Here is a 13,423-nt window from a genome sequence, read left to right as displayed (position 1 = left end):
AGGTGCGCGGCCTACGGCCGGTCCTCCTTCAGCACACCATCGACTTCGTAGCGGGCGGTCACGAAAGCGCCGTTCTGCGCGGTCTCCACGAGTCGCAGGTCCAGGCGGCGGGGCAGGATCGGCCGACCGGCGCCGAGGGTGACGGGCGCGATCGAGACGACCACCTCGTCGAGCAGACCGGCGTCCGCGAACTGCCCGGCAAGGTCTCCACCGCCGACGACCCAGACCCCGAGATCGCCCGCTGCAGCGCGGGCGGCGTCGAGGACGGTCGACACGTCGCCCCGGGCGAAGCGGACGTCGGCACCGTCAGGGACCGGGAGCTCGCGGGACGTCATCACCCACGACGGCTGCGAGTAGAACCAGGCCTCACCCGACTTCTCGAGATGGGCGAGCACCCATTCGTACGTCGTCGAGCCCATCACGAGCGCGCCGATCCCCTTGATGAAGGCGCCGTAGTTCTGCGGCCCCTCCTCGTCCAGGTCCTGGCGCATCAGCCAGTCCAGGGAGTCGTTCGGGTCGGCGATGAAGCCGTCGAGCGTCGTGGCGGTGTAATAGGTGACGGTCGTCGGGTGATTCATCAGCTCTCTCCCAGTTCGCGGCGCAACCACATGATCGGGTCGCCCTCATCGGTCGTGACGCCGGCCGCGCGCAGCATCACGCGGGCCAGCTGCCGCCGGTGGGCGGCGTAGGTCAGGACGTGCGCGAGCACGCTGCTCAGCACGAAGCTCTCCGGCGGATCGCACAGGGCATCGACGAGTCGGTCGTTCCAGGCACCACGGCGGTCGATGTCGCGCACCGTCGCCAGCCAGCGCGGTGCCACTGCGTCGTGCCGTTCGAGGAGGTCGGCGGGGCCGGACGGCGCGTCGGCGGACGGGGTGTCGAGTCCTTCGATCGACGCCAGCCAGATCTCCTTGGAGAACACCTGCCGGTGCAGGACGGCGGCAATGGACTCCTCCGCGCCGTCCCACGAGAGCACCGTGTGGCCGGGCATCCGCACCTCGTCCCACTCCGCTGCCGACAAGCCCTTGGCCTGCTCGATCAGGTCCCTGGTGTCGTCGAGGTCGTGCCGCACCTGTTGTTCGGTGACGGGGTTCATCGGCTGCTCCTCTGCGTGCACCCACAGATGCATGGGTGGGTGGAAGTGGATGCCGTTCGCGGCCGGCAGCCACGTGCTGGTGGTGCCGTCGCCAGCGCGGGCGACGGTCTCGCTCGGCGGGTGGCCGTAGGCACGGGTGAACGCGCGACTGAAGCCCTCCAGCGACTCGTATCCCGCCTCCCAGGCGGCATCCGTGACCGTCGAGCCGTGCCGCAGCTGCCACGCGGACCGCTCGAGCATCACCCGGCGCCGCATCGCCACCGGCGCCTCCCCGACGTCGCGCGCCAGCACCCTGCTGAAGTGGTACGGCGATGCGTACGCGTCGTCCGCCATCTGCTCGAGCGTTCGGTTGTCCTCGTCGAGCACCGCGTCGAGGAGCTCGCGCAGGCGATCACGTCCGGGCCGGGTCGGCGGCGTGATCGGTGTCGTCATGGGTCCAGTGTGGTCCCGATCAGGAGCCGGGCGCTTGACCGATCTTGCGCACTGCGGCCAGCGCCTTCGCGACACGGTCCGGGTCGTCGTACTCCACCCAGGTGATGCGGGGATCGGCCCGCCACCAGGCCATCTGCTTGCGGGAGAACTTGCGGGTCGCGACGAAGGTTCGTTCCTGCGCCTCGTCGAGCGACATCTCCCCCGCCAGCGCGGCCATCACCTGGCGGTAGCCGATGGCGACCCGCGCGGTGCGGCCCTCGGCCAGCCCCCGGGCCAGCAGCTCCTCGACCTCCGCGACGAAACCCTCGTCGAACATCTCCTGCACCCGTTGCCGGATCCGGTCCTCGAGGATCGCCGGATCGATGGAGACGCCGATCTGGACGGTGTGGGGATCGGCGTACTCCTGCACGGGGAGGCGGGCGCTGTAGGGCTCGCCGGTCAGCTCGATCACCTCGAGCGCCCGCACGATGCGGCGGCCGTTCTCCCCGATCCGTTCGGCGGCCACGGGATCGAGCGCCCGCAGCCGGGCGTTCATCGCCATGGCACCGACCTGTTCGAGCTCGGCCTCCAGCCGCTCGCGCACCGCCGTGTCGGTCCCGGGGAAGTCGAACTGGTCGAGGATCACCCGCGTGTAGAGGCCCGATCCGCCGACCAGCACGGGCGTCACGGCGCGAGCGCGCAGCTCCGCGATCGCCGTCCGCGCCCAGCCCTGGAAGTCCGAGACCGTGGCCACGTCGCGGATGTCGAGGGTGTCGAGCAGGTGGTGCGGGATCCCCCGTCGATCGGCGAGCGGCAGCTTCGCCGTACCGATGTCCATGCCGCGGTAGACCTGCATGGCATCGGTGTTGACGATTTCTCCGTGCAGTGCGGAAGCCAGATCGAGGGACAGCGCCGTCTTGCCGCTGGCGGTGGGCCCCACGAGCGCCACGATCGGAATCTCCGACGTGTTGAACGGCTGCGGCATGTGGCTAGTGTGGCAAGACCGGGCCACACCCCAGCACCGTGGGTGACAGGCCGACTCGGCGGTACTCACGAAGGAGCCACACGATGAGCCTCACGGACAAGTTCAAGGACGCGAAGGACAAGGCGACAGAAGCGGTTGCCGAGCACGGCGACAAGATCGAAGCCGGCATCGACAAGGTCGCGGGCTTCGTCGACGACAAGACCGGCGGCAAGTTCAGCGACAAGATCGAGGGCGCCACCAGCAAGGCCAAGGACGCACTCGGCAAGGTCGAGGGCGACAAGGGCGAGCAGGCCTGACTACTGTTGCGGCGAGCGGCTCAACCATGGGCCGCACACCATTCCGAACCGTTGGGGGTTTCTCGTGGGCTTTCTGGATGACGCCAAGGACAAGGTGACCGACGCAGTCGACGGTCAGGGCGACAAGATCGGCGACGCTGTCGACAAGGCTGCGGACTTCGTGTCCGACAAGACCGGCGGCAAGTTCGACGACAAGATCGATCTGGGCGCCGACAAGGCCAAGGACGCCCTCGACGGCCTCGACGGCAAGAACGACGACATCAACTGACCTTGGAGGCACCTCGGTGACTGTGCAGGACCCCGCGACCGGCAAGACGCGGTTCGTGGTGGTCCCGGCGTCGTACGTCTTCCTCCTCCGGGAGGCGGCGGACGGCTCAGCCACCGAGGTGCTTCTGCAATTGCGGCAGGGCACTGGCTACATGGATGACCACTGGGCCGCTGCGGCCGCCGGTCACGTGGAGCGTGGCGAGACCGCCGAGGCAGCCGCCCGGCGCGAGGCCCTCGAGGAGATCGAGGTCAGCGATCTCGACCTGACCTTCGCGACCGCGATGCAGCGGACCGCGCACGACCTCCCCATCGACGAACGCATCGACTTCTTCTTCACTGCTCGCTCCTGGTCGGGCGAGCCGCGCATCGTCGAGCCGACGAAGTGCGCCGACCTGCGCTGGTTCCCGCTCGATGCGTTGCCCGATCCGGTCGTCCCTCACGAACGCGTCGTCCTCGACGGCCTCCGCCGCGGCGATCTCCCGGGCCTGAGCCAGCACGGCTTCTGACCAACCTGGTGGCGCCACCGGTTGGAATCCCCGTCTGCGGATACCTCCTTGCTGAGGAGGGTGATGATGACCGAACAACCCGAGGAATCCGTACGGGTCGACCCCGACGACGATTCCGGACAGAGACTGCCGCCGCTTCCGAAGCCGACGGTCGAGCCGCCGGCTCCGCCGCCGGGTGGACCGAACGGCATCGAGGGTGTGGGCGGCGACGGGGCGTACACGACCGACGCGCGTGACCCCGATCCCCGCCAGAACCCGGAGACCGATGAGCTCCCGCCGGAGGCCGCGACGCCCGAGGACACCGACACCGAGGCCACCCAGGGCAAGCCGGACATTCCGCCCGAGCAGGACTCGCCGGCCTAGTTGCGACCGAACTACCGCAGCAGGCTGGTGTCGAGCCGTGTCTCGATGGCCGTGCCGTCCGGACCGGCCTCGACGAAGTACGCCGCCGCGCCGTCGCGTTCGGTGAGCGCCTCGACGAACTCGGTGCCGCGGTAGAGCACGCCCACGCCGTCATCGGTGGCGTAGCCGGCGGGCAGCTCCCCGGAGGCGATCAGCGACTGGAAGAGCGGACGGCGCTGCTCCTCGGAGTCGTAGTGCACGCCGTTGGAGTACGGCACCAGCCCCAGCCCGTTGGTGATCGGGCGCAGCTCGGGACCGAACGAGTCCGTCGTACCGCCGCGGTGCCAGCAGATCGAACCCGCCGACACCCCCGTGAGCACGACGCCCGCTTCCCAGGCTTCGCGCATCAGGTCGCCGACGCCGTGCAGGTCCCACATCGCCAGCAGGCCGGCGGCGCTGCCGCCCCACACCCAGATCACGTCCTGGGACAGCAGGTGCTCACGCATGTCCTCGACGTTCGGCATCGGGAACAGCTCCAGGTGGTTGCCGTGGAACCCGGACTCCTGCGCCATGTCGTAGAAGTCGGCGATCAGCGAGGGCTGGTCGCCGCACGCGGTGGCGAGGAAGCACACGCGCGGCGCACGCCCGGTGACGCCGGCGAGATCGACGGCGTGGCTCGTCAGGGGTCCGACGGACCAGCGGTTGCGGTCACTCGGCACCACCCCGCCGGAGGTGGCGAGGATGGTGGGCGCGTCGGCGGGCATGGTCTCAGCCGCAGACAGGGCCGGCGGGCAACGGGGCAGGCACGCCGATGGCCGGCATGCCGAGACCGACTCCCGACGAGGCAGGAGCTCCGCTGGTCGAGCCGCCTGCAGCCCGGTCCCATGCGTCTCCGGAGCGGGTACGACGAAGTGCCCGGACCGGGCCGTCGGCGATCAGGTGGTGCGGGGCAGCGTGGGTGATCACGACCGTGACCATGTCGCCGGGCCGCGGCGCACCGTCGACGGCGGAGAAGTCGGCCTCGAAGTGCACGAGCCGGTTGTCCGGTCCGCGGCCGGAGAGGCGGTGGGTCTCGGCGTCCTTGCGGCCCTCGCCCTCGGAGACCATCAGCTCGACCTCGCGGCCGACCAGCAGCTTGTTCTCCTCCCAGGCGATCTGGGTGACCAGCTCGGCGAGGCGGGTGTAGCGCTCCTTCACGACCTCCGGGGAGACTTGGTCCTCGAGCGTGGCCGCGGGGGTGCCGGGGCGCTTGGAGTACTGGAAGGTGAAGGCTCCGGCGAAGCGGGCCCGCCGCACGACCTCGAGCGTCTGCTCGAAGTCCTCGTCGGTCTCGCCGGGGAAGCCCACGATGATGTCGGTCGTGATGGCGGCGTCGGGCATGGCCGCGCGCACCCGCTCGATGATGCCGAGGTACTTCGACTGCCGGTAGGACCGGCGCATGTCCTTGAGCACCTTGTCGGAGCCGGACTGCAGCGGCATGTGCAGCTGGGGCATCACGTTGGGCGTCTCGGCCATCGCCTCGATGACGTCGTCGGTGAACTCGGCCGGGTGGGGGCTGGTGAACCGCACCCGGTCCAGGCCCTCGATCGACCCGCACGCCCGCAGCAGCTTGGAGAACGCCTGGCGGTCGCCGAACTCGACGCCGTACGCGTTGACGTTCTGGCCCAGCAGCGTGATCTCGGAGACGCCTTCAGCGACCAGCGCCTCGATCTCGGCGAGGATCTCGCCGGGGCGGCGGTCCTGCTCCTTGCCGCGAAGCGCCGGGACGATGCAGAACGTGCACGTGTTGTTGCAGCCGACCGACACCGACACCCAGGCGGCGTAGGTCGAGTCGCGCTTCGTCGGGAGCGTCGAGGGGAAGACCGACAGCGACTCGAGGATCTCGACCTGCGCCTCCTCCATGATCCGGGCACGCTCCAGCAGCACCGGCAGCGAGCCGATGTTGTGGGTGCCGAAGACGACGTCGACGTACGGCGCCTTCTCGGTGATCGTGGCGCGATCCTTCTGCGCGAGGCAGCCGCCGACGGCGATCTGCATGCCCGGGTTCGCGGCCTTGACCGGCACGAGCTGGGACAGGTTGCCGTAGAGCTTGTTGTCGGCGTTCTCGCGCACGGCGCAGGTGTTGAACACGACGACGTCGGCCTGGTTGCCGTCGGGTACGGCGACGTAGCCGGCGTCCTCCAGCAGCCCCGAGAGTCGCTCGGAGTCGTGCACGTTCATCTGGCACCCGTGGGTGCGGACGACGTAGGTGCGCGGCGGACTCTGCGTGGTGCTCATGACCGATCAAGAGTACGGCGGCACGGCCTCCGCGCCCGAATCGCTCAGCCGCTGGGTAGTCTCGACGACATGGCTGAGACAGCTCCCCCCGGCTTCATGGCCCGCAACAACGAATGGATCGGCAGCGTCCTGAGTGTCGCGGCGCTGATCGTGTCCGTACTGCTCGGCGCCGGACTGATGTTCGGGACCGACACCCGTGGTGTGTCCGCGATCCTCACCGTCCTCACCGTCGCCGGCGGCACGTTCACCGTGCTGCTGTACCTGATCGGCGCGATGCTCGAGGCCATCACGCCCACGGACCTGTGGAAGCGCGAGGACGCCGAGTGGCGGACCGGGATGGGTCTGCCGGCTGCAACCGAAGAGGACACGGCGTCGTCGGAGAAGGCCCACCGCAGGGCGATGATGCTCGCCGTCCTGGCGATCATCGTCGGCCTGGCGCTCAGCGTGGTTCCTGCCGTCCTCTGACGGACCTGCCTGATTTCCAGCCGATGACCCCGGCGTCACGAATCGGTCTCGGTGGCGTGGCGCTCTAGCCCGCGGAGGCCTCGCGGGACTAACGTCCCCAAGCATGACCGTCACCGATGACGCTGCGGTCGGCAGCGCAGCGACCCGCGCCAACGACCCGTTGGTCGAGCTCGTCGATGTCCAGAAGTGGTACGGCGAGCTGCACGTGCTGCAGGACATCAACCTGACCGTGCAGCGCGGCGAGGTGGTCGTCGTGATCGGCCCGTCGGGCTCCGGCAAGTCGACGCTGTGCCGCACGATCAACCGGCTCGAGACCATCGACACGGGCACGATCAACGTCGACGGTGCGCCGCTCCCCCAGGAGGGCAAGGCGCTGGCCGCGCACCGCGCCGACGTGGGCATGGTGTTCCAGAGCTTCAACCTCTTCGCCCACAAGACGATCCTCGAGAACGTCACGCTCGGGCCGATCAAGGTGCGCAAGAAGTCGAAGGCAGAGGCCGAGGCACTCGCCAAGGAACTCCTCGACCGGGTCGGCGTCGGCCACCAGGCCGCGAAGTACCCCGCACAGCTCTCCGGCGGCCAGCAGCAGCGCGTGGCCATCGCCCGCGCCCTGGCCATGGAGCCGAAGGTGATGCTCTTCGACGAGCCCACCTCGGCGCTGGACCCCGAGATGATCAAGGAAGTCCTCGACGTCATGGTCGACCTCGCCGAGCGCGGGATGACGATGATCGTGGTCACCCACGAGATGGGGTTCGCCCGTACTGCCGCCAACCGCGTCGTGTTCATGGCCGACGGGCGGATGGTCGAGACCGCCGACCCGGAGTCGTTCTTCACCAACCCCCAGAGCGATCGCGCCAAGGACTTCCTCGGCAAGATCCTCAAACACTGATCGCTCGGCACCTCGGGCCTAGATAAAAGGAGCAGTACATGCGACTCAGGAAAGCATTCGCGGCGACGGCGGTCAGCCTCATCGCGGCCACCGGCCTCGTGGCCTGCGGCGACGCCGGCAACGACGACAAGGAAGGCGTCGACGTCGAAGCCAAGAGTGACTGTGACGGGAAGTTCGCAGAGGGTTCGCGGATGGCCGAGCTGTCCGAAGCCGGCAAGATCAACGTCGGCCACAAGGACGACCAGCCCGGCCTGGGCTTCGAAGGTGCCACCGACGACCGGCCGAGCGGATTCGACATCGAGGTCGCGAAGCTCCTCATCGCCGACCTGTGCATCGACCCGGAGAGCGACGACGTCAACTGGGAGGTGACCATCTCCGACAACCGGGAGCCGTTCCTGGAGCAGGGCAAGGTCGACCTCGTCCTCGCGTCGTACTCGATCACCGACGAGCGCCGGCTCAAGGTCGGCCAGGCTGGTCCCTACATGGTCACGGGACAGCAGCTCCTCGTGAAGGCCGACAGCGACGTCGAGAGCATCGACGACCTCAAGGGCAAGGAAGTCTGCTCGGTGACCGGATCGACGTCGATCGACCGGATCGACGAGAAGGGCGCCAAGGGCGTCGGCTTCGACAGCTACTCCGAGTGCGTGGCCAAGGTCCTCGACGGAACGGTCGAGGGCATGTCCACCGACGGCACCATCCTCGCCGGCTTCGCTGCCGAGAACGAGGGCCAGCTCAAGGTCGTCGGCGACACGTTCTCCGAGGAGAACATCGGCGTCGGCTACAGCAAGGACAAGCCGGAGATGTGCGAGTGGATCAACGACGTGCTGACCGCGTCGTTCGAGGATGGCTCGTGGGCCAAGGCATTCGAGATCACCCTGGGCCCGTCGGGTGTCGAGACGCCGGAGCCGCCGGCGCTGGACCCCTGCGCCTGATCTGAGCAGCACCCACTGATGCGGGTCCCCGACCGGGGACCCGCATCAGCACACAACGCCAACGCCCACGAGCCGGAAGGAGGTACGACGTGGAAGCGATCAGCGACAACTGGGACCTCTACTTCCGCAGCTTCGGCTACACCGTGGCCCTCTTCGTCATCGCCTCAGTGCTGTCCATGTTCTTCGGGACGGTGCTCTGCGCCTTGCGCGTGGGCCCGGTCAAGATCATGCGGGCTGCGGCCACGACGTACGTGACGGTCGTCCGCAACACTCCTCTGGTCATCGTCTTCGCCTTCTTCACCTTCGCGTCGCCGATGTTCGGCCTCACCTTCAACTTCCTCGACGTCCACATCGGCCAGTTCGACTTCACCGAGGCGTTCGGCGCCGCTGTCGTGAGCCTGACCCTGTACACGTCGACCTTCGTCTGCGAGGCGTTGAGGTCCGGGATCAACTCCGTTCCGCTCGGACAGGCCGAAGCTGCGCGCGCGGTCGGACTGACCTTCGGCGGCACGATGACCCAGGTGGTCCTGCCCCAGGCCATCCGGGCCTCGGTCCCCCCGCTGGCCAGCGTGCAGATCGCAATGCTCAAGAACACGTCGGTGGCCGCCGCCTTCGGCATCCTCGAGGCCGTGGCGCAGATGCGCCGCTTCACCAACAACTTCAGCTCGCAGCGGACCGAGATCTTCATCTTCTTCGCGGTCGGCTACATCCTGCTCGTCCTGCTCCTCTCGTTCGCGGCGAGCCGACTCGAGAAGAGGTGGCAGGTCGCATGAGCACCAGCGTTCTCTTCGACGCTCCCGGACCGAAGACGGTCGTACGGCACAGGCTCTACGCCATTGCCACGGGCGTGGCCCTGCTCGGCATCGTCTGGTACATCTTCGACGGCTTCAACGACGCGGAACAGTTCGACTTCGAGAAGAAGTGGGAGGTCTTCACCACTCCCGACTACATCAGGGCATTGCTGGTCGACGGCCTGTTCAAGACGCTCCAGATGGCCTTCGGTGCGATCCTCGGCGCCATCGCCTTCGGCGTGGTGTTCGGCATCGCCAAGCTGTCCGAGCATGCCTGGATCCGCTGGCCTGCGACGATCGTCGTCGAGTTCTTCCGCGCGGTCCCGGTCCTGCTCCTGATGGTCTTCACCTGGTACAGCCTCGGCATCAAGGAGGAGATCAGCTCCTTCTGGGCCGTCGTCATCGCGCTGACGCTCTACAACGGAGCGGTGCTCGCCGAGGTCCTGCGCGCCGGCATCAACGCCGTGCCGAAGGGCCAGGGCGAGGCGGCGTATGCCGTCGGCATGCGCAAGACGCAGGTGATGTCGAACATCCTGCTGCCCCAGGGCGTCAAGATCATGCTGCCGTCCCTGGTCAGCCAGTGCATCGTGGCACTCAAGGACACCGCTCTCGGCACGCTGGTACTCGCCCCCGGTCTCACCAAGGTGGGGACGCAGATCTACCTCGAGTTCAACAACCGGGTGCCGACCATGTTCGTCGTCGCCGCCCTGTACATCTCCGTCAACATGCTGCTCATGCTGCTGGCGAACTGGCTGCAGAAGCGGTACGTCGGCGAGAAGAAGCTCAAGGTCGCGTACGTCGGCGGCGCCTTCGACACCGGTACAGGTGGCGCGGGCGGCGCTGCCTGACCGCTGGGACCAACTACTTCTTCGAGGTCACCCAGAGGTTGATGACGCCCTCGATGACGACGGTGCCGTCCTCGAGCTGGCCGCGGACGCGGACCGGGAGGTCACCCTCGGCGGTGTCCCACTGCTCCTGGTCGGTCTCGGCGATGCAGGTGATGTCGCCGGTGGCCTTGGCCGTGTAGGTGATCGACATGCCCTTGGGGATCCAGCGCTTGGTGTCCGGGATGGTCGACTCGGCGAGCGCACCCATGGCCATCTCCAGGCCGTTGCACAGCGCGATCGCGTGCACGGTGCCGATGTGGTTCTGCACGCTGCGCCGCTTCGCGAAGCGGATCTCGGCGTAGTTGGAGCGCATGTCGATGACGCGCGGGTGGATCGTCGCAAAGTACGGAGCCTTCTGGGCGAAAGCGAAGGAGAACACCCGCTTGCCGATCGTGCCACCAACGACGGGCACGCCAGTCGTGGTCTTCCAGAGGTTCTGCACCGGAGTCGTCATGGCGCTGAGATTACTTGCGAGTAACAACGGCGGGCAAGGTGCCGTCCGTCTCACTCCGGGAAACGCTGGGTGGCGACCTGCTCACCGGCGGACACCAGCGTGACGCTGCCCGCAGGGGTCGGGGGCGCGAGCAGCGGGTTGGCGGTCAGCACCAGGGACGGCGGGTCCGCGGCGTCGTACGCGAAGGAACAGGTGACCGGGGTGAGCGGGCCCGCGAGGATGTACGGCGCCCCGGCGCCGACCTCCAGGCCCCCACCGATCGGGTCGAGCACCGTGCAGGTCCAGCCCTCCCCGGTCTTGCCACCGGCAGGAACGGCGACCGAACCGTCGAACACGAAGACGAGCTCGATCGTCCGCGCGGGTCCGCCGAACACGTCGACCGTCGCGCTGACGCCCGACGGTGCCGGTCCGGGACCGGCGGTCGTTGCGATGTCGACCAGGCGGACGCAGGGGTCGGCGGTGACGCACGGGTCGACGGGCGCGACAGGAACGACGGGGACGACGGCGGGAGCCTTCGACGCGGCTTGCTCGGGGCGGGTTGGCCGGGCAGCCGGGGCGGCTGCGGGCGCCGGATCGCTCACGACCACGGGCTCGGCCGCGGGCTCGGCGACGGCCGGCGCCGGCGTACGCGGGACGGGCCGGTCAGCTAACGGAGCGGGCTCCGGGGCCGGATCGTCGACCGGAGCTGACTCCGCGACGTCGGCCGGCGCCGCGCGGTCCGCTGGGCGCGGGTCGCTCCCACCAGTGAGGGCCAGTGCCCCTGCCGCGATCGCTCCGATGGCAACCGCAGCTGCGACTCCCACGGCCACGGGTCCACCGATGGCCGAGCCGCCCGAGGACGCAGCCCCGGAGGTCGCCCCGCCGGAGGCGGCCACGGAGCCCGTGGCAGCCACGCCGCCACCGGCGCCGACGAGCCAGAGCAGGCCCTTGCCGCCACCGGGCAGCACGGCCAGCAGCACGATCGGGAGCACGTAGGCGGCGAGCTTCTGGTTGACGGTGTCCACGACGATGAACGCCTGGTTGCAGTCCGGGCAGGAGTCGATGTGCTCGCCGAACTTCAGCTCGGCGCGAGGGCTGAGGTCGCCACGGGCGAACTGGCTCATCCGGGCGTGCGCCCACTGGCACTGCTCGCGCACCGGCGCAGGGCCGGCGTGGAGGTCGAGATAGGCGCGCTTGAGGCCCTCGCGGGCACGGTGGGCCAGCGAGGACACGGCGCGCGGCTGCAGGTCCATGATGGTGGCGACCTCGGCCGGCTTCCGTCCCTCGACCTCGACGTGCCACAGGACCCGCTGCCAGCTCTCGGGCAGGCTCGAGAGGGCGTCCACCGCGACCGTCTCGTCGAGCCCGGCCACCATCTCCTCAGCGGGGAGCTGGGCGTCGTCGAACAGCCAGGGCTGGTCGGACACCGGCGACTCGCGCGGTGCCCGCAGACCGTCGCGGTAGCCGTTGCGGATCGTGACGTGCAGGTAGGCGCGGAAGTTGTCGGTCGGTCCGCCGCCGGACCGCAGGGCCGCGAGCACGCGGGCGAAGGACTCCGCGACAAGCTCGTCGGCCTGGTCGGCGCCGACCAGGATGCGCGCCAGGTGACGGGCGCCGTCGACGTGTGCGCGGTAAAGGTCCTCGTAGGCGAGGCTGTCGCCGCTGCGGACGCGGTCGAGCAGCTGCTCGTCCAGCTCGCGGCGCGAGTCGTCCGCCATCAGGTCCCCCCGGATCCTGGTCGTTCGCGGCCCGTGACGGGCGGCGCGTTGTCGGGCCCGCTTCGTTGCGAGGTCGTCGTGGATGCGCATCGCATCATGCCATCTCCGGGAAATTTGCAAACTTCCCGGAAAACCGCGTGATGTTCGCGGACGCGCTCCGTCTGGTTGAGGGCAGGCCGGAGGACCCCGGCCTGCCCCAACCCACCCTGAACTGCGGACGGAGGCACCGATGAGCGCGCTGCACAGCACCCGCACCGGCACCGCGCCCTCCGGGGTGGTCCAGCTCCGGCCGCGCGCGGTCGCTCGCCGTACCGCCGCGCTCCGGAGCCGCCTGCTCGAGCGCCGACGCATGGTCGGGCCCTACCGGCACCGCCTGCTCGAGATCACCGGCGACGTGCTCGGACGGGTCGCACAGGTGGGCGCCGACGACCTGGACGCCTGGGAGCGCCTCCTGCTGTTCCTGGAGGACCACGAGGACAACACGTTCGCCTCCCCCGCTGACGCGTCCGCGGCCAACCTGGTCGCCCTGGCACTCTTCGACGAGGTCACCGACCACGCAGCGCTCGCCGACCTGGCGGGACAGCTCGGACACGAACGGCTCGCCCGACTCCAGCACCGCCACGGCAGCCCGCTGGAGTCACACCCGGGACTGCCCCTGACGAGCGAAGCGGTCCGCCGCCTCGTCGCCAGCGACCTGCGCGAGCGCCTGGCCGCGGACCCCCGGACGGCCACCCACGTCGAGGCCATCGCCGACACGTGCCTGCGCGCAGCACATGCCCTGCTCAACCAGGGCACCGACAAGACCTGGACCGTCCCGACGCTGGACACGATCGAGGAGCTCCTCGACATCGCCGAGCAGGGCACGATCGTCGAGTGGCGCCACCACATGGCGATGGTCACGGCGAAGCCCTGGTCGCCGTACACGGGCCGGATCGTCGACCTCGCACAGCAGGCCGGCAAGTCCCACACCGCCTCGGTCATCGCGGCGTTCGTCGACCTCTGCCGCGAGAAGGCGGCCTCCGTCGGCCGCCGCGAGCACGAGCGCGAGATCGACACGCTGGTCGCACTGCGCGACGCCGGCCGCAGGAGCGGCCCCTAGATCGTCGGAGTGCCTGCGGGCGCCAGTTC

General features: G+C 69.1%; 17 protein-coding genes. 10 read left to right on the top strand and 7 right to left on the bottom strand.

Translation table 11 applies throughout. The features are described 5' to 3' along the window. Positions 1-11: 11 nt before the first annotated feature. The 3 genes from ACOACQ_RS07210 to miaA are packed head-to-tail and all read right to left on the bottom strand — an operon-like array spanning position 12 to position 2,492. The gene (locus ACOACQ_RS07210; protein ID WP_420287985.1) at positions 12-578 is read right to left on the bottom strand and encodes a dihydrofolate reductase family protein; all 567 of its coding nucleotides are present in this window, start codon (positions 576-578) and stop codon (positions 12-14) included. Beyond that, the gene (locus tag ACOACQ_RS07205; protein WP_378603389.1) at positions 578-1,528 is read right to left on the bottom strand and encodes a helix-turn-helix domain-containing protein; all 951 of its coding nucleotides are present in this window, start codon (positions 1,526-1,528) and stop codon (positions 578-580) included. The genes ACOACQ_RS07210 and ACOACQ_RS07205 overlap by 1 nt, the downstream gene beginning before the upstream one ends. Positions 1,529-1,547: 19 nt before the next feature. Further along, positions 1,548-2,492 (bottom strand): tRNA (adenosine(37)-N6)-dimethylallyltransferase MiaA, encoded by a 945-nt coding sequence (miaA, locus tag ACOACQ_RS07200; protein ID WP_420287984.1) that lies wholly within the window; start codon positions 2,490-2,492, stop codon positions 1,548-1,550. Positions 2,493-2,575: 83 nt separating this feature from the next. On the opposite strand from miaA, the gene ACOACQ_RS07195 reads away from it, so the two are divergent. The 4 genes from ACOACQ_RS07195 (at position 2,576) to ACOACQ_RS07180 (ending at position 3,924) form a co-directional block, all read left to right on the top strand. Beyond that, positions 2,576-2,788, top strand: coding sequence for an antitoxin (locus tag ACOACQ_RS07195; protein ID WP_378603396.1), 213 nt, complete (start codon positions 2,576-2,578; stop codon positions 2,786-2,788). A 64-nt stretch (positions 2,789-2,852) separates the two neighbouring features. Then, positions 2,853-3,056, top strand: a complete 204-nt coding sequence (locus ACOACQ_RS07190) for an antitoxin (RefSeq protein ID WP_182379579.1) — start codon at positions 2,853-2,855, stop codon at positions 3,054-3,056. A gap of 16 nt (positions 3,057-3,072) precedes the next feature. After that, positions 3,073-3,561: an NUDIX domain-containing protein gene (locus ACOACQ_RS07185; protein ID WP_378603400.1), complete on the top strand. Its 489-nt coding sequence runs from the start codon at positions 3,073-3,075 to the stop codon at positions 3,559-3,561. Between the two features lie 66 nt (positions 3,562-3,627). Further along, positions 3,628-3,924 carry a hypothetical protein gene (locus ACOACQ_RS07180; RefSeq protein WP_378603403.1) on the top strand — a complete coding sequence of 99 codons (297 nt, stop codon included), beginning with the start codon at positions 3,628-3,630 and terminating at the stop codon, positions 3,922-3,924. Between the two features lie 11 nt (positions 3,925-3,935). Here the strand turns inward: ACOACQ_RS07180 and ACOACQ_RS07175 are convergent, their stop codons facing one another. Beyond that, the gene (locus tag ACOACQ_RS07175; protein ID WP_378603406.1) at positions 3,936-4,667 is read right to left on the bottom strand and encodes a Type 1 glutamine amidotransferase-like domain-containing protein; all 732 of its coding nucleotides are present in this window, start codon (positions 4,665-4,667) and stop codon (positions 3,936-3,938) included. A gap of 4 nt (positions 4,668-4,671) precedes the next feature. Continuing rightward, on the bottom strand, positions 4,672-6,180 hold the full coding sequence (gene miaB, locus ACOACQ_RS07170; RefSeq protein ID WP_378603409.1) for a tRNA (N6-isopentenyl adenosine(37)-C2)-methylthiotransferase MiaB: 1,509 nt from the start codon (positions 6,178-6,180) through the stop codon (positions 4,672-4,674). A 69-nt stretch (positions 6,181-6,249) separates the two neighbouring features. Between miaB and ACOACQ_RS07165 the strand changes: the two genes are divergently transcribed. The 5 genes from ACOACQ_RS07165 to ACOACQ_RS07145 all read left to right on the top strand — a co-directional run bounded on the left by ACOACQ_RS07165 (position 6,250) and on the right by ACOACQ_RS07145 (position 10,105). Beyond that, positions 6,250-6,645, top strand: a complete 396-nt coding sequence (locus tag ACOACQ_RS07165; RefSeq protein WP_378603412.1) for a hypothetical protein — start codon at positions 6,250-6,252, stop codon at positions 6,643-6,645. A gap of 103 nt (positions 6,646-6,748) precedes the next feature. Then, positions 6,749-7,534, top strand: coding sequence for an amino acid ABC transporter ATP-binding protein (locus tag ACOACQ_RS07160; RefSeq protein WP_420287983.1), 786 nt, complete (start codon positions 6,749-6,751; stop codon positions 7,532-7,534). Positions 7,535-7,572: 38 nt separating this feature from the next. After that, the gene (locus ACOACQ_RS07155) at positions 7,573-8,466 is read left to right on the top strand and encodes a glutamate ABC transporter substrate-binding protein (protein ID WP_420287982.1); all 894 of its coding nucleotides are present in this window, start codon (positions 7,573-7,575) and stop codon (positions 8,464-8,466) included. 89 nt (positions 8,467-8,555) lie between these two features. After that, the gene (locus ACOACQ_RS07150) at positions 8,556-9,239 is read left to right on the top strand and encodes an amino acid ABC transporter permease (protein WP_378603421.1); all 684 of its coding nucleotides are present in this window, start codon (positions 8,556-8,558) and stop codon (positions 9,237-9,239) included. Further along, positions 9,236-10,105: an amino acid ABC transporter permease gene (locus tag ACOACQ_RS07145; protein ID WP_378603424.1), complete on the top strand. Its 870-nt coding sequence runs from the start codon at positions 9,236-9,238 to the stop codon at positions 10,103-10,105. Before ACOACQ_RS07150 ends, ACOACQ_RS07145 begins: the two co-directional genes overlap by 4 nt. A 13-nt stretch (positions 10,106-10,118) precedes the next feature. Here ACOACQ_RS07145 and ACOACQ_RS07140 read toward each other — a convergent pair whose 3' ends face one another. Both ACOACQ_RS07140 and ACOACQ_RS07135 read right to left on the bottom strand, forming a co-directional pair. After that, positions 10,119-10,598: a hotdog fold domain-containing protein gene (locus tag ACOACQ_RS07140; protein ID WP_378603427.1), complete on the bottom strand. Its 480-nt coding sequence runs from the start codon at positions 10,596-10,598 to the stop codon at positions 10,119-10,121. 50 nt (positions 10,599-10,648) lie between these two features. Further along, positions 10,649-12,385: a sigma-70 family RNA polymerase sigma factor gene (locus ACOACQ_RS07135; protein ID WP_420287981.1), complete on the bottom strand. Its 1,737-nt coding sequence runs from the start codon at positions 12,383-12,385 to the stop codon at positions 10,649-10,651. A gap of 139 nt (positions 12,386-12,524) precedes the next feature. Here ACOACQ_RS07135 and ACOACQ_RS07130 point away from each other — a divergent pair, with 139 nt between their 5' ends. Then, positions 12,525-13,394, top strand: coding sequence for a hypothetical protein (locus ACOACQ_RS07130; protein ID WP_420287980.1), 870 nt, complete (start codon positions 12,525-12,527; stop codon positions 13,392-13,394). The last annotated feature ends 29 nt before the right edge of the window (positions 13,395-13,423 follow it).

The organism is Nocardioides sp. CPCC 206347 (genome assembly GCF_048654605.1).
GTDB lineage: Bacteria > Actinomycetota > Actinomycetes > Propionibacteriales > Nocardioidaceae > Nocardioides.
The sequence above is the reverse complement of the archived record's forward strand: the minus strand, read 5'-3'. Positions and strand labels throughout refer to the sequence as shown.